The sequence below is a fragment of the Paenibacillus sp. Y951 genome (assembly GCF_056786395.1).
Genome location: NZ_JBXCIY010000003.1, coordinates 1 through 21,338, shown reverse-complemented (window position 1 = coordinate 21,338; position 21,338 = coordinate 1). Strand labels below are relative to the sequence as shown.

The following is a 21,338-nucleotide window of genomic DNA, read 5'->3' as shown; positions in this document are numbered from 1 at the left end:
AATTGTAGTAAATTATAAGACAGTTGCATATGAAACCGTCCGGGTGCTTGAGGAATCAGGCTGAGATAGTAGCTAGTACCGCTACTGACCGTTGATCTGAACTGGATAATACCAGCGTAGAGAATGGGGTTCTAGAAGAAATTTTTCTGACCGTCTGCGTATTACCAGACGGTCTTTTTATGCTTCCATCACAAAAAATGTTGGAGGTTAGCAGTATGAACAAATTAAAGCTTACAGATGTTGTCGTTATTATTATGATTGGTATTGTTTTCGGAGTTATTATGCATTTCTGGGATAATCTTTACAGTGTAGTGAAGCCGATACTCCCAACTTTCAGACAATTGATTTATGGCATGTGGTTCATGGTTGGTCCCTTTGCCTATCTAGTTGTCCGCAAACCTGGTGCCGCTCTAATCGCTAGTGTTGCAGCTTCTGCCCTATCCTCGATTATGGCATCAGCAGGCTTAGAAGTATTAATGTATGGATTTGTACAAGGACTTGCTGCTGAGCTTGTATTTGCTAGTTTCCGCTACAAAAAATATAATTTAGTCGTTGCTGGCTTGGCGGGAGTTCTGTCATGTCTAGGTAGTTTTATGCTAGATCTTGGCTATGGCTATGCCGATTTGGAAACTTGGGCTTTAATCGTGAAATACGGCTTGCGTGTCATTAGTTCATTTATCTTTACAGGTATTTTTGCTTACTATATTGTTCGTGCATTGGAGAAAACTAAAGTGACGTCGTTAGTACGACCGATTGATCAGAAAGAACTCGAGCAATTGCAAAAATAATGAAGTAATGCTGGAAGCATACGAATGGAGGAATAGCGTTTGGCTAATATCGCAGTAAGTGTGGAGCAATTACGGCTCAAATTCAGTGGAGAGCAAAGATTAGTCTTCCAAGATTTCAACTTACATATCGCTGAAGGAGAAAAGATTCTTATTCTCGGTCCTAGCGGCTCGGGAAAATCTACATTGCTACAAGTACTAAGTGGTATCATCCCTACCTACTCCTCTGTTCCGATGCACTGTACATCGATTCAGACGCCAGAACATTGGGGATTTGTCTTTCAAGATCCTGACACCCAATTTTGTATGCGTTATGTTGATGAGGAGCTTGCCTTCGTCTTAGAAAATCGACAAATGGCTCGCGAGTTAATGGAGCCAGCGATGCGTCATGTCCTTGATGTAGTTGGGCTTCAACTTCCATCACTGCATACGCCGATTGGAAGTCTCTCCCAAGGGATGAAGCAGCGACTTGCTTTGGCAGCAGTACTGCTGTTAGAGCCTCATACCGTTTTCCTTGATGAGCCTTCCGCTCTACTTGACCCCGAAGGGAAACAGCTTATTTGGGAAAGTTTGCGTAACAGTTTACAGCAGCATACTGTCATTGTTGTCGAACATCATGTAGATGGTATACTCGATTGGTTTGATCGAGTTGTTATATTGAATGAATCAGGCGTAATTGTTGCTGATGATACCCCCTCTTCTATCTTTGAAACTCAGCAGCAATTACTGCTTCAATATGGCATTTGGTATCCGAATGTATGGCAAACCTATTTATCTGGGCAGAAGCATATTTCTTATCATACTGCTACTCCCACTAGTACTAATATCATCATCGAACTTGAGAAGTTCAGTGGTTCGCGAGGCAATCGTACACTTATCGAAGTCGAGCATGCTACGATTACAGAAGGTTCATGGATTGCTATTACAGGTGCGAATGGCGCAGGAAAAAGCTCATTACTGCTTGCGTTAGCTCGTCTAATCGATAGCAGCGGACAATATAAAATATACGACCAAGCGATCGCAACTGGTAAATCAAGAAAGTTAACAGTACCGCTAGAAATCTCTTATGTATTTCAAAGTCCTGAACTACAATTCATCGCGGATACTATTTATGAGGAATTGCTCCATTCCTACAAGCAGGGCACAGCTCAACCCGATTATAAAAGCAGCAAAGCTCATAAGAAGCAGCAGGGGCATAAACCGCAGAATGATTACATGGAGACCATTCAAAACTTATTTGCTCAATTCAGATTACATATGCCATTAGATCGACATCCATTTGAATGTTCCGTTGGTCAAAAACGCCGACTTAGTATATTAACAGCGATGGTAGAGCAACGACCGATTCTATTGCTAGATGAACCTACCTTCGGTCAGGATGCTGCCAACACATTTACCATTATTGAGAAGCTTCAGCAAATGAACGCACAAGGTGTTACGATTATGATGATTACGCATGACCCTATTATTGCTTCACATATTGCTAGTGAGGAGTGGCATATTGCAGATGGTCGTCTACATTCGATAACGATCAATGATCGATGCGCAGAAAGAGGTGACGTTAGTGGACAATGTATGGAATTGGTTCATACCAGCTAAGTCAACATGGCTTCATGATGTCAATCCAGCATTCAAATTCGTCATGCTGATGGCAATTATGCTTTTCCTCTTTTTCAGTCGCAATGCCCAGCAGTACATTTTACTATTTATTAGCTTTAGTATGTTGTTATGGACGATGAGTGGCTTCCCTATTCGTAAATTAGCGCTGCTGCATATTCCGATAATAATTTCAGCTATCTCCTCTGCAATTACGCTTTTGTTATTCGGAAGGGGTCAAGAAGTTTTGTGGCAGTGGGGAATTATGAAGATTTCAGAAGAAAGCATTGCGTCCGCAACGCTGATTGGTAGTAAATCTGTTCTTATTGGAATCGTTAGTCTGATCCTCCTGTTAACGACATCGCCAACATTATTACTGTACTCTCTGATGCAACAATTACGTTTACCTGCGAAATACGTATATGCATTTATGGCTGGTATTCGCTTAATTCCAATCATTATTGAAGAGTTTCATATTCGTACACAAGCACTTAACGTACGGCGCATGCAATTAGGAAAAGGGGTTCGTTCACTATTTGGACGAATGAAACTTTATTTCATCCCGCTCCTCGCTCAAAGCATTCGTCGTGCTCATCGCATTGGGATCTCCATGGAAGCGAAGCAATTTCAAGCGAAAAGAACTTATTATTATGTAACGAAATATAGCGTCAACGATGTAATTCTATTGATCTATGTTAGCGTTAGTGTCATTATTACGTTTTCATTCAGTTAGTCATTGCCAAAAACTAATAAAAGCTGTCTTAAGAAAGATCAACAATCTGATCACTCTTTCTTAAGACAGCTTATCTCACTCTCGCGGAGTACTGCATAGAAATACATCACGCTTGAAATGTGCTTTTTCGATACATGCTTCATCTTCAATCCGATAGCCAAGCTCCATTAATTCCGTTCTAATTGGCTCCACCGATACAATAATTACTCGGCTAGCCATGGAACTTAATGATCGCAGCATTTCATATCGCTCTTCTTGTGGAAGAACGGAGCAATGATTATAAGGGAGATCGACAATCGCGACATCAAATGTTGTTTCTACTTCTATCATATTATGAATACGTAATTCAGAATGGTAATCGAATGCTGCCATATTTTCTCGCGCACCAACTACTGCAAGTGGATTGATGTCGCCGCCCGATGCTTTGATCCCTTGCGAGCATGCTTCCATCAATACTGTACCGATTCCACAGCATGGATCGAAGAATTGAATGCTTTCATTCAATGATGGTACAGCAATATTGACTAATGACCGAGCTACCTTTGTACTTAATGCAGTCGAATAATGCCGCGGTTTATCATTATGCCGTTGCCAGATTGGATCATGCCACTCCAGCTCGCCAAACACCCAAGCTTCCTCGAGCTGTATTACTCCTAGCAGTAGTTCAGGCTGCTTCAAATCCACTTCGCCCTTCACTTGTCCGCCAAGCTGTTGCTCGATTATTCGTCGCTCTTGGAAAGCGATCCGCTCTACTTGTTCGCCTCGCATTTGATCGAGTGCAACTACCTTATAGGTTCGTGTAACTTGAGGCAATAGTGATACTTTATCCAGTAAAGTGTCCAGATCAGAGCCTTCGCACCAGATGGCAAGCCGGTATTTGACGAACGGACTCCGATCGACATGTTGCTGTATTTCACTGCGCAACAGTATGGTGGAATAATCTACATCAAAGCTTGCGCCCCATAATGCTCTCATCTCCATACTGCATAGAGATCTCTCCTGCTCATGACAAGTAATCCGATATATATAATCCGTTATACTTGTTGTATTTGCTACGTTTTGCTGGCTCATATAACTATTCCTTTGTATCTAGCTTATTATTCTGATCAAGTAATTGTACCGTATTGTTGTCATCCTCAATATTAGCGATCTCATGAATCGGAAACGGCTCATGACATTTGCTACATTCTCTAGCATCAAAGGCATTATGATGTTGGCAATGAGGACATGACTTCTCGTCGTTAAGATTATGAATCTGATGTGTATTTTGTTCCATTTCAAATTTCAGTATATTAACTTGTTCTAATTCACTTGCAAACAAAGCCGGTTCTAGTGCAATGCTTTGATCCACATATTGAGATACCTTTTCCCCAATTTGCTTATAGAGCGAATTAATTTCCGATTGCTTTGAAACATTAATAAGTCGTAATTTATTCACTTCCACAACGATTTTTGCTTTCTGACCTGCTTCAGAGACACCGCTCTTGATTTTATCCATTAAGCTCATATGTCATACTCCTCAACTTTTTATTAGCTTCCTGATACTACTACTTGGAATAAAAAGTAACATCGGAAGCATTAACTAATTTTTTATTTTCTTCCCGATACTACTACTTTGGATTAAAAAGTAACATCGGAAGCATTCTCTAACTTTTTTTTAATTTCTCGAAACATTGGGCTGAAGGTTGATTCTAGCAAATTCTTATAGTATTGTTCACCTTATAGTATGAGAGAGGGAGAATGAATGATGCAATTACCTAACAATCAGTGGGGACAAATACTGCAAGCAGAATATAATACATCCTATTTTGAGCAACTATCACAATTTATCGAATTAGAATATGAACAGCATATAATATATCCATCGAAGAATCAAATATTTCATGCACTACAATTGACAGATTACGATAGAACAAGAGTAGTTATATTAGGACAGGACCCTTACCACGGCGAAGGTCAGGCTGAAGGGTTAGCATTCTCTGTTGCTAATCATATGCCTCTGCCACCATCTTTGCGCAATATTATGAAGGAACGCTTTAGTGATCTAGCAATTGCTGAGTCTGGCAATGGTTCATTAGAAAAGTGGGCCAAGCAAGGAGTATTACTGCTCAATACGGTGCTTACCGTACGAGCAGGAGAAGCAAATTCTCATCAGAAGAAGGGCTGGGAATTATTCACTGACGCTATTATTACTAAGTTAAGCAGTAAAGAGGAGCCCATTATTTTCGTCCTATGGGGTAAACCAGCGCAGCATAAAAAACGACTTATCGCTTCTCATCACATTATTGTGGAGTCTGTACATCCTAGTCCACTAGCAGCCTATCGTGGCTTTTTTGGAAGCAAACCATTCTCCAAAGTTAATGAGCATCTTAGCTCATTAGGTCATCCGCCTATCGATTGGAATAACTAACTAGACACGCTCATATAGCCTTTCAACGGCAGCTATAATACGATCCTCCTGGAAGGGCTTCACGATGAAGTCCTTCACGCCAATATCAATCATATGCATAATTAGATCATGTTGACTCATCGCAGAACAAATAATAATTTGAGCATTAGGATGCTGACCTATTATAGTCTCCGTTGCTTCTAATCCATCCATAATCGGTAATGTTACATCCATCGTTACAATATCAGGTTTATGTATTTCGTACAAACGAATAGCTTCTTCGCCATTTGCCGCTTCCGCTACAATCTCGCATCCGTTACTTTCAAGTATTTCTCTCAATATTAAGCGCATAAAAGCAGCCGCATCAACAATCATAACTCGTTTCATTGAACACGTACACATCCTTTGACAGTTATTACTATAGTGTATTCAATTGTACTGAACAATAACTGAAAGAATCCGAAATCATACTTTCGATGGAGCCAGCAACGTGTACGGTACGAGTACACGAGCGGACATTCTCTTGCACGAGGCTTAAAATAAAGGTTCAAAACATTCGCTTGTCAGCATCAAGAAGATGACCCACAGCGGAAACGAGTAGCACAGTGTACGTTATTGGTACACGAGCACACGCAGGCTTTCGATGGGGAGGCATATTCGCCGTCGAATAAGCTACGTTAGCATAATCATCGTGATCACAAGTGGATGTTTTGAACTACCTCTCCTCATATGCTAGACTAGCTTCCTTTAATAGATGTATCCCCCCTTCACTCAACCACTCTTCAACGAATTGATCGAATGCCTGAATAGGTAATTCACCATTTATTATTTTCAAGAAATAATCCATTTCAAGTGCAATTAACGCATCCCAATATTGCTCATAAGCCTCAATATGCTCGACATTATAGCTTTCCACCATCACCATTGGTTTCTTTGATATCTTTCCACCTAGTAAATAAGATTGCGCATTACTCCACGCCTCCATATCTTTTTTCGGCTGCTCCTGTTCCCGCATAACATAGTCATATAATTTTGCTTGTTCAGAATTCAGTGTCTCTACATCTATTTCATCATTCATCGTTTGCATTAGTGTATCGTATCGCTTCGTTACCCCGTCGGGATCATCTAGTAATAGATCGAATGGGAAGTAATTGCGAAGCTGAGTTCCCAATTGCTGAGCTGTAGCTCGAATCGCTTTGCTACTCTCATCATCCATCCCTTCATGTCTTTCTAATGTAGTTGTTAAGTTTAATAGCTCGACAGCTACTTCTGGATTATTATAATTTTTACGTACAACAAGATATCGATCAGTAATCGGTGATGTTTTTGTAATAAATTGCCTTTTCTCACTTAAGGGTGCGGCAAAAACATTCCATTCCGCTTTCGTATCTTGAGACACCGAGGCACTTAGTGGCCAGAAAGGAGCCCACCACGGAGCAAACAGAATACCCATCTGATTTTCTGCAACATATATATTAGAGTCCTTTCTAAGCATAAAGTCTCGATCGATAATCCCCTTTTCATACCACTGTGCTAAACGAATCAACGCCTGCTTCGTCGCCTCTTGAATCGACCCATATACGAGAATTCCTTCCGAGTTAACAATCCAATTTTGCGGAAAAGAATGAAAGGCCGAGAAAAAAGAATTTAAGCCAAACACACCTGTTTTATCTTGATATACCAATGATTTTTCGACAGGTATTCCAAGCGTATCATCTTCACCATTGTCATCCGGATCATCATGAACGAATGCATATGAGATTTGCTCAATATCTTCAAGCGTTCGCGGCATCGGAAGCTTTAATTTGTCCAACCAATCTTGGCGTACCCACAAATAAGTAGGAGCATCTGCTTCTATTCCTACATTAGGCAATGCATATAATTTCTGATCAATAGTAGCTTCCTCAAGCGCTTTACCGTTTGTTGCATTATAGATCGACTTTACTAGATCAGAGCTGTGTGTTTCATATACTTCTGTAAGATCTGCAATCATATCTTGCTGTACTAAGTAATTTAACTGCTTACGATTAACTATGAATAGATCAGGCAAATCATTACTGCGAATGGCTAGATCCATCTTCGTGCTGTATTGCTCTTCACCACTTGCATCCCAGCTATATTGAATAATAATTCCTGTTTTTTCGTAAATGTAGCGCGACATGAAATTCTCTTCCCCTACATCACCTTCCGGCAGCTCAATCTCTGAATAAGAATATGGAATACGTAAAATAACAGGTTCATTGTATTTATCTTTATTAGTAATCGCAGCTTCGTTATTAGGTGCTAACACACAGCTTGTCATGAGCAACGAGCATACTAATCCGAACCATAGTAGTCTAACTGTTTTCATTGTAGTCACCTCACCTCATAATGCAACGAACGATATTCTGTTGGATATACCCCGAGCTGTGCTCTAAACGTACGACTAAAATATTTATGATCATCCAAACCAATTTTATTCGCTATTTCAGAAATCGTGAGCTGTGTACTTAATAGTAGTTCTTTAGCTGTTTCAATACGTAATTGACGCAATACCTCTCCAAATGAAACGCCAAAAAATCGTTTGAAGCATTGACTAAAATAACTTCTACTCATCCCTACTTGATGTGCGATATCATTCTGGTTCAACTCAGAACCAATTTGATTATACATACTTTGAATCGCTTTGATCATACAGATCACGACATCATGAGACAACGTTAAGTCAGTCATTCTACCACGTAAATGTAAAGATAATTGTAATAGCCACTGCTCTAATTTTGCCCATTGTGATATATCCGGTGCGTACAGTGGCGATTTGGAATCATCATCATGCCATTTTATTGTTAACACAAGCTGTGTATATAGTTGCTCTACTAATGGAATAACATATTGGGGATCTGGTTGGATAGCTAACGTAGCTCGCTGCCATCGTTGCCACTCTTGAGGAAATAGTAACCATCTATATTGCAGCTTTTCATCGTTCCATTGCTTTAGCTGCTGTTCTACATCTCTTGGCGATAATGCTTGAACGAGTTCGTTCTCTGTAATCGTCAACGCATCATCATGTCCATAATAAAAAAAATAGTTCAACAACTCATGCTTCAACCATTGTTCAACTTCATGATGTCCCGCCCGTTCACTGCGCTCAATATAGATTACATTGCCATATTGCACTATATTGCCTTGCTCTAATTGTACGATCTGCCGGGCATGCTCGCAATCAAGCCGCAACAAGTGCTTACTAATCTGGCTATACGTTAAACTAGCTGGTAGCTGCTCCTGCATATAGTAGCTATCTACCTTTGTCATTCCTCTCAACAATAAGTATACTCCACCCCTATAAAAAGCTGGTTGCTCTTGCATCTTCTTTTCTTTATCACGCTTTAAACGCGAAATAATTCTTGTTACTATTTCATCTACATTATCCCGATTCAATAATGTTTTTACGATATAATCAATAGCTCCGATTTGGAGTGCCTCCTGAACATAATCAAATTCATGATGACAGGTTAGTACTACAAATTGCACTTCAGGATATTGCTCTTGTACCCGCTTCATTAGCTCGAATCCGTTCATAATTGGCATCGTTATATCAACAAACATAACATCGACAGATTGCTCGGCTAGAAATTGAAGTGCTTGTATGCCATCTTTCGCTTCACCAACAAATGAAATACCGTATTTTTGCCAATTCGTTAAAGATAGCAATCCTTTACGTACCATTCTTTCATCATCAACGACAAGTGCGTTAATCATAACGTTCCTCCTCTAGCGTTAATGGAATAATGACGGATAAACAAGTTCCTACTCCTACTTCACTCTCAATTTCTAGATGACTTGAGTTGCCATAAAAGCGTTCTAATAAACGCTGCACATAACTAAGCCCGATCCCCATTCCGATACTGGAACTTTCATATCTACGTTCTAATATTTGTTGTCTCGTCAATTCGTCTACACCTGGACCATTATCTCTAACTTCTAATTTCAAAGTCAGCTCAGTATGTTGAACGATAGAAATAGCTATTAGACTAGTGCCATCACTTCTACCATGATAAATTGCGTTCTCTACCATCGGTTGCAGTAAAAATCTCGGAACTGAAATAGATTTCAAGCTATCATCGACATCGATTTCAAACTGTAACTCATCTTCATAACGAATATAATGAAGATCTATATAGTTTTGCAATGCAGCTAATTCATCCGAAATTGTCACGATCAAACTACCTTTTCCCATATTGTAATGCAGAACTTTAACGAGCAACGTAACAATTCGATCAATACCATCCTGTTCATTCGCCCGCGCTAGCCACTGCACTGTATTCAATGTATTATGTAAAAAATGAGGATTGATCTGACTTAGTAGCTTCTCTATTTCTAATTGCGATTTTTTACGCTCATTCGAGGAAACCTCTTCGATTAGTTCATTGACCGTCCGCTTCATCACTTGAAAATTACTGAGTAATGTATCAAATTCTTCAATCCCAATATTTTTTACAGGCGCTTCCCGATCACCAGTCATTCGTACGATTTCTAGATTAACGCGGCGTAAAGAGCCATATACTTTGCGCCAGATGATCATCGCTATAATAAATGCTAACACGAGTGACCCGAGCACTAAAATAACCATGCGCCATACCCATTCATTAATTTCATGATTGTACGCACTCTTTTTCACCGCTATAACAAGCTTCCAGCCCTGAATACTTTCATAGCCAAATACATAATTGCCTTCTAGCTGTTCGAGTCCATTGTCGACCATTTGCCAATTCAATGATTCAGGTGCAAATGGCGGATCACCAACATCTGCATATAGCACTTCATTTTGCTCAGAGATTAAATAATGATGAACGGGCATAGCGTACCAATTACTATTCATCATCTTGCGGAACATATTATAATTAGATTCTAAGTAAATGTAGATCGAATCATCACTGCTCGTCTTCACTTCTCGGATCGAGGAAAATACGATATTATCATTATTTTTATATTGAGTCGTATGAGGTCCAAAGTAAGCGGTTCCATTATATCGAATAAATAACGGTAAATGATCGATATTAAAATCATCGCGAACCGTTAAATTGTTAAACAATATCGATTGTTCCGTATTTTCATGATAGTACACCATCAAACCTATATTAGGATTTGTAAAATTAACGACATTGAACGTATCATCTATATATTGAATAAGGTTGGCTTTTTCAGTTTGCTTCTCTGATTGGATATATTCATTGACACGAGTAGCTGTTTGACCATCTAACGCAAACTGCTTTGACACGAAATCCATATTACTAAGTAAATTTTCTATGCCCATCGCTTCTTGTTTCAAACCCGCTTCAATACCTGCTGATATTTTATGCTTCAATATAGAGTGCATAGCAGTATAGGTATAACCTGCTAATAAAGCAGGTGGGCACAAACAAGCAATTAATAAATAAATAATGAGTGTTCTTCGCAACGTACTCCGTTTGAACAATTGCTGGATTCTATTTATAATCTTCATACGTACGCAACCTCATTTATCTACTTTCTTAATATTGTAATCAAAATAGCTAATAATGGAAACAGTTTAAAATTAAGCAAGGAAACTATGTGCTAGTTTCCTTACTTTATTAATACTTTACTTATGAATTATGAAGTTTTACGTGCTTCGAATACTACTTTATGTTGCTCTTTATTGAATTCAACAACCTCATCATAACCAAGACCTTTTGCTTTACTGATCATTTCTTCTTTCAACTTATCGAATTGTGCTTGATCGTCAGCATAGATCAATTTCCATGAATACTCCTTAATTACAGAAGCGATTTGACCTTGTTTTTGTTTCAGATCATCGCTCATCTCTACGTAAGGTTTACCTGTAAAGATAGATTTTTGTACTGCAATTTTATTGTTTTTAACAAACCATTCAACCGCTGTATTAGCTCCCATAGCTGCTCTCCAATTTTCATCTAATTTCGTTGGAGCTTTCGCTAGAGTAGATGTCCATAGACTATAATCGTATGGATCACCATTTTCAGGGTTAATCATACTTGTTTTGAATGTTGTATTATTGATTTGGTTACGTCCATCATCCCAAACACCGCCACCAAATTCTGCAGGAATTGGCGTTTTATTTGATGGGAACGCTTCTAAACCAAGAGCAGTCAATGCTGGTTTGCCATCTACAAGCTCCCACGCCATCCCTTCAGGACCATAGTTAGCAGTAAGAGTTCCTTCAGGAGTGTACAACCAATCAATTAATTCCATTACACGATCAGGATGTTTCGTTTTGGAACCAATGGCATATACACGATTACCACCATATGGATTAAAGCCATATGAGAACGATCTTGCTTCATTGAACGGTACAAGGTGAAAACCCTTACCTTCTGCAGTACGTTCAGGTGTATTATAAGCATCATCAAACCAAGAGAACCATGAGAATAGAACTTGACCATCAGTCATTTTATTCACAGCATCACCAAAGTTTTGCGTAATTGAATCAGGATCAACTAAACCCATTTGATTGGCATCAAAGTAAAGTTTTAATCCTCTCATATAATAGCCATCTTCCTCAAGTATATCTTGAACATCTTCTGTATCCGCAGATACTAAAGTGAAACCACCTGGATTGAATCCATCGCCTTCTTCAAAACCATGCATACCAGCCCAAGCTTTAGCGTTCATCATCATGTTACCATCCCAGTCACCCCACATCGAGAATGCATACGTTGGTTTGCCACTATCACTTTTTGGTTGAGCTTCTTGCATTGCTTTTAGAACTGGAAGGTAATCTTCCATTTTATTGATTTCTGGTCTACCTAGTGCTTCATATAGATCCCAACGTAGGTTAGGATGATAGTTAAGCTCTTGAGCTTCAGAAGGACCATCACTATCTGGACCAATTTCATTACCAACACTATAAAGTCCAGTACCGCCACCAAATTGTGCTATGTTTTTCTCTAGCGCTTTCGGGGCATTAGCTAGCAGATTTTTACCGTATTGATCAATTAAGCCATCCTTGTTCCAGTCAAGAAGCATGCCTGCTGCAATCGCATCAGTATATTTGGCATCAGTATCACCGAATACAACTAGATCACCAAGATCGCCACCAGCCATCATCGTTTGGAATTTCGTATCGCCTCCACCTTCAAGGTTAGATGCGATAATATTGATGTTAATATTGAACTTTTCTTTCACCGTATGAGCAAACCAACCTGTTTGTTCACCAGAGAAATTCGAAAGCATAGAGAAAATATCAATAGTAATTTCCTCACGTGTAGCAGGCTCAACGACATCAGTACCTGCATCGCTAGTCTTCGGAGCTGGAGTAGCGGTAGTTTTCGGGTCATTGCCTTTAGATCCACATGCTGCTAATAATGAAATACACATCACCAATACTAATAGCGTTACTAACGACCTCTTTGTTTTAACCATTTTTATTACTCCCTTCTTATAGTAAACTTTGAACACATACTTTAAGAAAACCACCTCCTACAAACTTTTTGTTAAAAAAGTTACATCGAAAGCATTAGCTACAAACTTTTCAAGTACTTCATGATAAACGTCTGAGTTATGAAAAGTTACATCGAAAGCATTAGCTACAAACTTTTCAAGTACTTCATGATAAACGTCTGAGCTATGAAAAGTTACATCGAAAGCATTAGCTACAAACTTTTCAAGTACTTCATGTTAAGTTAGCCTTTCACTGCACCGATCATAATTCCTTTTACAAAATAACGCTGGAAGAATGGATACACTGCTAGAATTGGAGTAACGACAATCATCGCTACAGTTGTTCTAACAGATGTAGACGTTTGCAATTTTGACAAATCGATATTTTCCAATCCTTGACCCGATTTAATAATTGCTGCCAATGAGTTCGATTCATTCAAATATTTATATAGTACAAATTGCAAAGTGTAGTATTTATCTTTCGTCATAAGAAAGACCGTATCCATAAATGAATTCCACTGATTGACTGCTGAGAAAATTGCAATCGTAGCAACGATTGGCATAATAAGTGGAAATACGATACGCGTGAACAATGTAAATGTACCGGCTCCATCCATTTCAGCTGATTCTTCAAGTGCTTCAGGTAATGATTCAACAAAGGTTTTTACTAGGATAACGTTAAATGGTGATATGATTGCTGGGAGAATATACGCCCAAAAATTATTTGTTAAGTTCAAATTCATCATAACGATAAACCAAGGAATGATTCCTGCATTGAAGTACATCGTTACAATAACGAAGCGGTACCAAAATACACGGCCGGCCATTTTACGTTTTGTGAACAAATAACCGAGAAATGCTGAACCAATTACAGTACCTATTGTTCCAAGTACCGTTCTGCCCACTGATACTAATGCAGCTTGTGACAGGCCCTTTACTTTCAATACTTCTACATAATTCGAGAAATGTATGCCCTTCGGGTAAAAAGTTACACTCCCCGCAGCACTTAGAGCATTATTACTTATCGTTTGTATGAACAAATAGTAAAATGGAAATATACAGATCAGCGTTAATATAGCGAAGCCTAAGTAATTCAAAATCGAAAATAATTGATCAGCAAAGCTACGTCGTTGCGTCATACGATGTTCTCCTCCCGTACAGTGATTGAACTAAATAACAGATTCCCCTCTTACCCATTTCGAAAGTTGATTCGCGACAAAGAGTAAGAATATACTTACAAATGATTTCAGCATACTAACAGCAGTAGCAAAGGAGAAGTTATAACCGACAAGTCCTGTGTTGTATACGTACAAATCGAGAACCTCTATCGAGTCCTTATTCAAACTGTTTTGGAAGACAAAGTATTGCTCTAGACCGTTATTCATAAAGTTTGCAATCGATAGCAATAGCAGTACGAAGAACGTTGACATAACACCAGGTAACGTGATATGCCACATTAAGCGGAAACGTCCCGCACCATCAACCTTCGCAGCATCGTATAATTCTTGATCTATTGAAGTAATGGCAGCAATGTAGAGAATTGCACTCCATCCTAGAGTTTTCCATATATTCCATAGTGTCATTTTGATCCAAATGAAATCTGGCGAAGCTAAGTAATTAACAGCTTTTTCTTGAAAGCCTAGCTGAATCATTAACTTATTAACAATTCCGTTATCGACTGAAAACAACATGAACGCAATCGCGTACACAAGTACCCAGCTAATAAAGTTAGGTAATGTGGTTAACGTCTGTACCATTCGCTTATACCAATTCGTCTTAACTTCAACGAGTAATACTGCGAATATAACGGGCAAAACTGATGTTAAAATCCCTAATATACTAATACCGAATGTATTCTTCATAACTCTAGTAACTTCTTTTACTTGAACTTCATTGTTTATGATTGAAGTAAACCATTTAAATCCAACAAATTCAGTTTCCAATAACGGGAATCCGACGCGATAATTGAAGAACGCGTACGTCCACCCATATAAAGGGAAGTAACTAAATACAAAAACTAATATTAAAAATGGTGAAGCATACAGCAATAAGCGATATTTCGTACTTATTGTAAACTTTTTTCGAATCGGTTTACTTTCAAGTGCAGGATTCATAGTTACCCTCCTAAAACTTTTCATGAGCTACTTATCATACTTCCTTGGTGATGAAAAGTAACTTCGGAAGCATACACTAAAACTTTTCATAACTTCCTGTCATACTTCCTTGGTGATGAAAAGTAGCATCGGAAGCATATGCTACAACATTTCGTAAGCGCTTACTATTCTTATGTAAATTCATTTTATGCTTTATTTGATTGATAGAGGGATGGAAAGTTGTCTGTGAAATAGTAAAAAAAGTGTGCAATTAACCAACATATTTCATCACCTAGTAAACATTTTTCTACCCCAGCTCGTGGAATGAACATAAAAAAATCGAGTAAAGAATGGTTTTCACCATTCTTTACTCGATTTAATTGTAGTAACTGGAACAACCGATCAAACAATACCCAGCAACGTGTACGGCACGAGTACACAAGCGGACATTCACTTGCACGATGCTTAAAATGAAGGTTCAAAACATTCGCTTGTCAGCACCTAAGATCAAACAATACCCAGCAACGTGTACGGTACGAGTACACAAGCGGACATTCACTTGCACGATGCTTAAAATGAAGGTTCAAAACATTCGCTTGTCAGCACCTACGATCAAACAATACCCAGCAACGTGTACGGTACGAGTATACAAGCGGACGTTCACTTGCACGATGCTTAAAATGAAGGTTCAAAACATTCGCTTGTCAGCACTAAGAAGATGCCCCACAGCGAAAACGAGTAGCACAGTGTACGTAATTGGTACACGAGCACACACAGGCTTTCGATGGGGAGGCATATTCGCCGTCGACTATGCTACGTCAGCGTAATCATCGTGATCACAAGTGGGGGTTTTGAACTTCCTCTCATTTCTTATCAATGATCAACGCAATTTGTTGACGAACCGTATACGTCTCCTTAAGTTGATCTTCTTGAAGAGCTCCAACTTTAATGAGACCCGTGATTTTCCCTTGATCAGGCTTGGATAACATCCGCCAAAGTTCGGGATCAGGTAGCGCATCATATAGTAAATTTTCCTGATATTCTTTACGCTCAGACGTCACCAATTTCACTTTATAGCTACCGACATTCTGCTCTTTGCTATCTTCCTCCACCATCTTCGCCATTATCTGTTCCTTCAATTGAGCCAATTCTTGTTCTATTAACTTTTGCTTTTTCTTCAATTGATAATATCGGCTAACTTCAATTTTCATATTATCATCCCCTTACAGAACATAATATGAAAATAGTGCAGAGCCTATGACAATGAAATAAACCCCATATAGTTAAGAATTGGTTCATACACACCGTGTAACAGCATGTATAGCAACGCCCCTACGAAAGCACCAATTAATGCACCATTAACACGGATTCGTTGTAAATCGATGTCAACTTTACCTTCCACAAATTCAACCAGACGCTCTTCCGAAAATGTATTTAACGTTGCGCGTACAATTTTACCGATAACAGCATGCTCATGCTCAATCAGATGACTTAGAAAATGCTTTAGCTTCACTTCAACTAATTGTTGTGATTGTATATCGGATTTGAACCAGTCCCAATATGATCTCACTAACCTGATCAACCATTTTTGCAATTGTGGATAAGGCACACTATTGGGTTCATTCCCACCACTTAATTGACCTTGAACATATTCAATCAATTGCTGTAGCAAAGGAGAAATCGTTATTTCCTCTAATAATTGTTGTTTCCATTGTTCTATAACTGTTGCGACATCTTGATCGGCTTCTTGAAGCTGCTGAGCTAGATTCTGCAATTGTTCAGACAGCATAATACGAAGCTCATGCTGTGGATTTTTCAATTGTACGAGCAATAATACGATATCGCGATATAGTACATCAGCGGCATCGTCAAAATTAACTGCATTGGCTGCTTGAGCGAAGGAAAACAATGTTTTGGCTAGCCAACCACCACCGGTTTTTTCTAATGCTTTGTCTTTTTCTTGCTCTAGTAAAGCTTTAATAGCTGGTATTACATCAGGTTGTTGAACTCTTTCTTGCGCTAGCTCCAGTAGTTTTTCAATCAAATATTGATCATATTGCTTCTCAAGGGCATAGGAAAGTCCTTTACCAATATGAGTTGATGCTGAATTACGTCCCAGCTGATCATGAATTTTTGCCGAAACGGCTACTGCCAGCTGCTCACTTTGTATAGAACTAATTACTTTAGACAGCAACCGTTGAATCCATCGTTCTGAACTTTTACTATTCCATTGACGATCAACCAATGAAATCACCAGTTCTGACAGCTTCAACTTGTTCAGTTGTTGTTCAATCATTTCTTTATTCAAGAGCTGAGCTTCTACTAGATAGACTACTCCATCAATTAATTTATCGCGATTTTTGGGAACAATCGCTGTATGTGGAATCCATTTCATACCAAGCGGATGACGGAATAATGCCGAAACAGCAAACCAATCTGCTAAAGCACCTACCATACCCGCTTCTGCGATGAATAGCAATGCATCACACCACCATGGATGATCGAGCGTCCATTTCAAACTAAGAGATATAACGAATAGAATCGCTAATAACAATAAGCTAATATTGGCACGACGACGCATATTCATGATAGTATTCCTCCAACAGTGTATTGAATTAGATATAGGAGAACACCGATTAATGACCCTACTGCTGTACCATTTAAGCGAATATATTGTAGATCCTTTGCCGTCTTCTCCTGTACGAGCTCAATCAATTGCTCTACATCGAACTGTTCTAATTTGTTACGAACTAATTGTCCAACATAAGCATGATTACGCTCCACAAATTGCATTAGAGCATTCCGTACATAATGATTGAACTGTTCCAATATATCGCTCTGCAATCGCAAAGAAAGAAGTAATTCATCAACCTTACTATCAAGCCAAGTTGCTAGCGAACCTTCTGCTTGCCCATGTTCGGAACGATCAAACTGCTCGTGCAACTGCGTTAGAAAATTGGAGATCGATGCCTTCGTTAACAGTAATGATGTTAACTTTTCAAATATCCGCTCAATTTTTCGCGATATGTCTGCGGCATAAGCTGAATCTTCTTGTAGTCTATCGCTAAATTGTATGATGTATGATTGAAGCTTTATTTGCAGTGGATGATTATGATCTTGAATAGCAAGGAGTAGCTCATCAGCTATTTTCAGCAACTTTTCAGTTAGCTCATCTGCATTCAATCCCGCTATCCCATTTACAAATTGTCTGCCCTTCTTATTCTGCTCGTAGGAACGCAATGCCGTAGCAATAAACTCCTGTAAAAACTGCTTAATACCAGGCTTTTCAAGCAATTTCCGCAGTTGTTTGGAAACGGCAGAAATTAGTAGATGATCGTACTTCTCTTTCACACTCCACCTTATAAATTGCTGTAGTATCGGAGTTAATTGACTATGTTGCAGCCCTTGATTAATAAGGCGCTTTAAGGATAAGCTTAATACCGCAGGATTACTTACTTTCAACAAATCAGCTAGCAATTGACGAGACAGATCTTTGATCGCTTGTTTTCCTTCATCACTTTCAACATAATGGACGATAACTGTAGCCGCATTATAATGCTTAAGCTGCTTTACAATCATTTCTGTTGATAGTAGCTCATGCTCTACCATGTCAACGAGTTCATCTATTAATCGATCTCGATTTCGAGCTATAATATTAGTACCTAACCAGTTTGGCCAACGTATTTTTAAAGGCTGACCGAATATCGCACTAACCGCAAAAGAATCAGCTAATCCACCAATAGTTGCAGCACAAAAAGCTGCAAAAAGTAGTCCTCCGAAAAAATTTTGTTGAAATGGAAACACAACTAACAATCCAATAAATGATAAACCAATTGATAAATTAACACTTTGACGTAAACCCCATGTTCTCATAGCAGGACTCCTTAAAGTTTTCGATCATTGTAACGTCTAGTTGTACTTTCTTAGATCAAAAGTACTTTGGAAGCTTATGCAAACGATCATTGATCTTATTATTTTATCCTTTTTTCGACAAATCAGCCACTCTATCTTAATAAACATACTATATGAGCCTAGAAAGGCAGTTATTTATGAGCAATTTGAACGGAATTAGAATATTGTTAGTTGATGACGAGGAAAGTATTCTCGAATTTTTAGAATTAGGTTTGATGAATGAAGGTGCTATCATCGAAACTGCGATCAACGGTATACTCGCAATTGAAAAAGCTGAACAATTTAACCCCCATGTCGTTATCCTTGATGTGATGATGCCTATGCTAAATGGTTTTGATTGATGATTATTTAATTAAACCATTTAGTTTCAGTGAATCGATCCCTCGTATTCATGCACGAATTCGTAATCAGTTTCCTAATCTATTAGGGGAAGTTCGTTCTATTCGTGAGAAACTAGGAGACAAAGAACATCGAATCATTCGTACCCTTCGAGGCGCTGGCTATAGGATGGATGTGTAATGCAAACAAAAAAGTGTTTTTTACATTCTTTGCGTGGACAACTAATTACAACTACATTAATTATAATTGCAATTCTATTTCTTCTTATCGGTATATTACAATACACCTTTATGAAGGATTTCCTACACGAGAATCGAGCTGAGGCCATTCACTCACAAATGATGGCCTGGCCACCGGATCCGTCGTTCCTCAAGCTGAATGGCGAATTAACAAGACGTAGAGATGATAATGAACGAACACCAAGTGGACCAATTATGTTTCAGCCAGGAATGGAAGTTAGCTATATTCAATCCGATGGTAGTGTAACGATTATATCTGACGATCAAGATGAACTATCTCCAATCATTACTACAGAAGATTACGCCCATATCTTAGAAGCTAGCAAATTACATCAACTCCAAAAATATTACATTTTTGCTGACAGTGAAGGCGCAGATAAGATGGTTGTGTTTCATCATAATAATGCTAATCGTGAGCAAGGTATATTGCAAGTAAGCGTCGAGCTCAGCTCCTTGTACAAACAACTGTATACACAGTTAACCATTTATATCATCGTTGCGCTTGTGGCATTGTTAACTGGATTTCTACTATTACTACCAAGTCTGAGAAAGACGTTAAACCCATTAACGAATGTTATCGATGTTGTAGAACGTACGTATGCTGGTAACCTCTCTGAGTAATTACCTGTCAATCAAAAACAATACGAGATTGATCAATTATCTTTTGCGTATAACAATATGCTTGAAAGAATTGATCCTGCTTTCGAGCTTGAACGACAAAGCAATGAACGAATGAGACAATAGATGGGCATAAGGGTACTATTCATGTAGAGAGTAAACTTGGGATCGGGACAAGCTTTATTATTTTGTTCCCGAAGGTAGACGATAATGAATAATTCGATATATGCTTGCTAGTTCAAGATGTTCAAGATGTTCAACCTGCTGCATATGAAAAGTGTCAGAAAAAACAACGTATTAGATTGGCTCCAACAAAAAGACAGCGGCAAGTCTTAGACTACCGCTGTCTTTAATCTAAAGTTGAGTATCTAATTCAAATCAAGGCAACGATTACTATTTCAAGAAAAATCTAAAGAAAACGAACCAGGTTTACTTACAACTCTATGAACGATTGAAAACAGACGAGTTGCAATATCACCTTTAACATTAAGTCTATACCCACCTTGAACTCTATCCACAAAGCCGAGTTCAATGCACTCTATTATTACTTTGTCAAAATTCATGTCCATGGGTAGACGTGAGCGTAGTATCGAATCTCCTATTGGAGTAAAGTCTGGCTGTAAGTTTTCATTATCATGCAGTAACTCATATAGAACTGTAATAATATTCACAGGTAAAATATTCATTGGAAATTCTACCGATTCATGCATTGCTTCTGTAGCTTCGTTTAAGAAAAGTTATGTTGCGATACAAACTAATCTATCTTTTGCCCACAAACCCAATCCAGTTGGACCTAGCTGGATTTGAGTTAGCGCTGGATGGGATGCTGGTGTCTGCATATTGTGAGATGTTGCAGCAATCACCTCGCCCAGAAAGTTGATTTTTTGCTCTTGGGTCGTCTTCTTGTAAATGTCAACCTAAGAATGTATACTTTTGCTTGTTTAATAATGTGCAAAATCACTTGTCTTCTTTCACAAAGTGATCCTTCAAACGGTAAGATTCGCCTACAATCGTGACGACCGTTGCATGATGTAAAATGCGATCTAAGATGGCATTCGCTAACTTTGGTTCGCGAAATACTTCATCCCATGCCTTGAAATTTACATTCGTTGTAAAGATCGTGCTTCGCTTCTCATAGCGCATATCGATGAGCTGAAAGAAGATTTTGGCATCCTCAGGTTCAATCGGAAGATATCCGATCTCATCGATGATGAGAAG

20 protein-coding genes, 1 pseudogene and 1 riboswitch are annotated in these 21,338 nt (G+C 38.7%); of the genes and pseudogenes, 7 read left to right on the top strand and 14 right to left on the bottom strand.

The window, feature by feature from the left end; genetic code table 11:
* The first annotated feature begins 29 nt into the window (after nucleotides 1-29).
* Nucleotides 30-140: riboswitch (TPP riboswitch) on the top strand.
* Nucleotides 141-215: 75 nt separating this feature from the next.
* The 3 genes from AC1TPB_RS04875 to AC1TPB_RS04865 are packed head-to-tail and all read left to right on the top strand — an operon-like array spanning nucleotide 216 to nucleotide 3,114.
* Nucleotides 216-788, top strand: coding sequence for an ECF transporter S component (locus AC1TPB_RS04875; RefSeq protein WP_482075479.1), 573 nt, complete (start codon nucleotides 216-218; stop codon nucleotides 786-788).
* 39 nt (nucleotides 789-827) lie between these two features.
* Entirely contained in the window at nucleotides 828-2,384 is a 1,557-nt protein-coding gene (locus AC1TPB_RS04870; RefSeq protein ID WP_482075478.1) for an ATP-binding cassette domain-containing protein, read from the top strand.
* Nucleotides 2,350-3,114 carry an energy-coupling factor transporter transmembrane component T family protein gene (locus tag AC1TPB_RS04865; RefSeq protein ID WP_482075477.1) on the top strand — a complete coding sequence of 255 codons (765 nt, stop codon included), beginning with the start codon at nucleotides 2,350-2,352 and terminating at the stop codon, nucleotides 3,112-3,114. Before AC1TPB_RS04870 ends, AC1TPB_RS04865 begins: the two co-directional genes overlap by 35 nt.
* A gap of 75 nt (nucleotides 3,115-3,189) precedes the next feature.
* Here the strand turns inward: AC1TPB_RS04865 and AC1TPB_RS04860 are convergent, their stop codons facing one another.
* On the bottom strand, nucleotides 3,190-4,185 hold the full coding sequence (locus AC1TPB_RS04860; RefSeq protein ID WP_482075476.1) for a TRM11 family SAM-dependent methyltransferase: 996 nt from the start codon (nucleotides 4,183-4,185) through the stop codon (nucleotides 3,190-3,192).
* A gap of 4 nt (nucleotides 4,186-4,189) precedes the next feature.
* Nucleotides 4,190-4,621 (bottom strand): zinc ribbon domain-containing protein, encoded by a 432-nt coding sequence (locus AC1TPB_RS04855; protein ID WP_482075475.1) that lies wholly within the window; start codon nucleotides 4,619-4,621, stop codon nucleotides 4,190-4,192.
* Nucleotides 4,622-4,858: 237 nt separating this feature from the next.
* Between AC1TPB_RS04855 and AC1TPB_RS04850 the strand changes: the two genes are divergently transcribed.
* Nucleotides 4,859-5,524 (top strand): uracil-DNA glycosylase, encoded by a 666-nt coding sequence (locus AC1TPB_RS04850; RefSeq protein ID WP_482075474.1) that lies wholly within the window; start codon nucleotides 4,859-4,861, stop codon nucleotides 5,522-5,524.
* On the opposite strand, the gene AC1TPB_RS04845 is transcribed toward AC1TPB_RS04850, so the two are convergent.
* From AC1TPB_RS04845 to AC1TPB_RS04815, 7 genes are all read right to left on the bottom strand, one after another.
* Nucleotides 5,525-5,890 carry a response regulator gene (locus AC1TPB_RS04845; protein WP_482075473.1) on the bottom strand — a complete coding sequence of 122 codons (366 nt, stop codon included), beginning with the start codon at nucleotides 5,888-5,890 and terminating at the stop codon, nucleotides 5,525-5,527.
* 328 nt (nucleotides 5,891-6,218) lie between these two features.
* On the bottom strand, nucleotides 6,219-7,853 hold the full coding sequence (locus tag AC1TPB_RS04840) for a type 2 periplasmic-binding domain-containing protein (protein WP_482075472.1): 1,635 nt from the start codon (nucleotides 7,851-7,853) through the stop codon (nucleotides 6,219-6,221).
* A 5-nt stretch (nucleotides 7,854-7,858) separates the two neighbouring features.
* Nucleotides 7,859-9,241: a response regulator gene (locus AC1TPB_RS04835; RefSeq protein ID WP_482075471.1), complete on the bottom strand. Its 1,383-nt coding sequence runs from the start codon at nucleotides 9,239-9,241 to the stop codon at nucleotides 7,859-7,861.
* Nucleotides 9,234-10,985 carry a sensor histidine kinase gene (locus AC1TPB_RS04830; RefSeq protein WP_482075470.1) on the bottom strand — a complete coding sequence of 584 codons (1,752 nt, stop codon included), beginning with the start codon at nucleotides 10,983-10,985 and terminating at the stop codon, nucleotides 9,234-9,236. The genes AC1TPB_RS04835 and AC1TPB_RS04830 overlap by 8 nt, the downstream gene beginning before the upstream one ends.
* A 128-nt stretch (nucleotides 10,986-11,113) precedes the next feature.
* Entirely contained in the window at nucleotides 11,114-12,901 is a 1,788-nt protein-coding gene (locus AC1TPB_RS04825; protein WP_482075469.1) for a type 2 periplasmic-binding domain-containing protein, read from the bottom strand.
* A gap of 260 nt (nucleotides 12,902-13,161) precedes the next feature.
* The gene (locus AC1TPB_RS04820) at nucleotides 13,162-14,058 is read right to left on the bottom strand and encodes a carbohydrate ABC transporter permease (RefSeq protein WP_482075468.1); all 897 of its coding nucleotides are present in this window, start codon (nucleotides 14,056-14,058) and stop codon (nucleotides 13,162-13,164) included.
* A 30-nt stretch (nucleotides 14,059-14,088) separates the two neighbouring features.
* Nucleotides 14,089-15,033, bottom strand: a complete 945-nt coding sequence (locus tag AC1TPB_RS04815) for an ABC transporter permease (protein WP_482075467.1) — start codon at nucleotides 15,031-15,033, stop codon at nucleotides 14,089-14,091.
* 449 nt (nucleotides 15,034-15,482) lie between these two features.
* Here AC1TPB_RS04815 and AC1TPB_RS04810 point away from each other — a divergent pair, with 449 nt between their 5' ends.
* Nucleotides 15,483-15,839 carry a hypothetical protein gene (locus tag AC1TPB_RS04810; RefSeq protein ID WP_482075466.1) on the top strand — a complete coding sequence of 119 codons (357 nt, stop codon included), beginning with the start codon at nucleotides 15,483-15,485 and terminating at the stop codon, nucleotides 15,837-15,839.
* A gap of 36 nt (nucleotides 15,840-15,875) precedes the next feature.
* On the opposite strand, the gene AC1TPB_RS04805 is transcribed toward AC1TPB_RS04810, so the two are convergent.
* From AC1TPB_RS04805 to AC1TPB_RS04795, 3 genes are read right to left on the bottom strand one after another with little or no spacing between them, the layout of a single operon-like run.
* Nucleotides 15,876-16,223, bottom strand: coding sequence for a hypothetical protein (locus AC1TPB_RS04805; protein WP_482075465.1), 348 nt, complete (start codon nucleotides 16,221-16,223; stop codon nucleotides 15,876-15,878).
* 44 nt (nucleotides 16,224-16,267) lie between these two features.
* Nucleotides 16,268-17,599 carry a DUF445 domain-containing protein gene (locus tag AC1TPB_RS04800; RefSeq protein ID WP_482075464.1) on the bottom strand — a complete coding sequence of 444 codons (1,332 nt, stop codon included), beginning with the start codon at nucleotides 17,597-17,599 and terminating at the stop codon, nucleotides 16,268-16,270.
* Nucleotides 17,596-18,885, bottom strand: coding sequence for a DUF445 family protein (locus AC1TPB_RS04795; protein ID WP_482075463.1), 1,290 nt, complete (start codon nucleotides 18,883-18,885; stop codon nucleotides 17,596-17,598). The genes AC1TPB_RS04800 and AC1TPB_RS04795 overlap by 4 nt, the downstream gene beginning before the upstream one ends.
* 176 nt (nucleotides 18,886-19,061) lie before the next feature.
* Here AC1TPB_RS04795 and AC1TPB_RS04790 point away from each other — a divergent pair.
* Nucleotides 19,062-19,443, top strand: a pseudogene (locus AC1TPB_RS04790) (response regulator transcription factor).
* Nucleotides 19,443-20,123 (top strand): hypothetical protein, encoded by a 681-nt coding sequence (locus tag AC1TPB_RS04785; RefSeq protein WP_482075462.1) that lies wholly within the window; start codon nucleotides 19,443-19,445, stop codon nucleotides 20,121-20,123. Before AC1TPB_RS04790 ends, AC1TPB_RS04785 begins: the two are co-directional and overlap by 1 nt.
* A 395-nt stretch (nucleotides 20,124-20,518) precedes the next feature.
* On the opposite strand, the gene AC1TPB_RS04780 is transcribed toward AC1TPB_RS04785, so the two are convergent.
* Complete coding sequence (locus tag AC1TPB_RS04780) at nucleotides 20,519-20,806, bottom strand: hypothetical protein (protein WP_482075461.1); 288 nt, start codon at nucleotides 20,804-20,806, stop codon at nucleotides 20,519-20,521.
* Nucleotides 20,807-21,077: 271 nt separating this feature from the next.
* On the bottom strand, nucleotides 21,078-21,338 hold a 261-nt coding region (locus AC1TPB_RS04775; protein WP_482075460.1), incomplete at its 5' end, for an ATP-binding protein.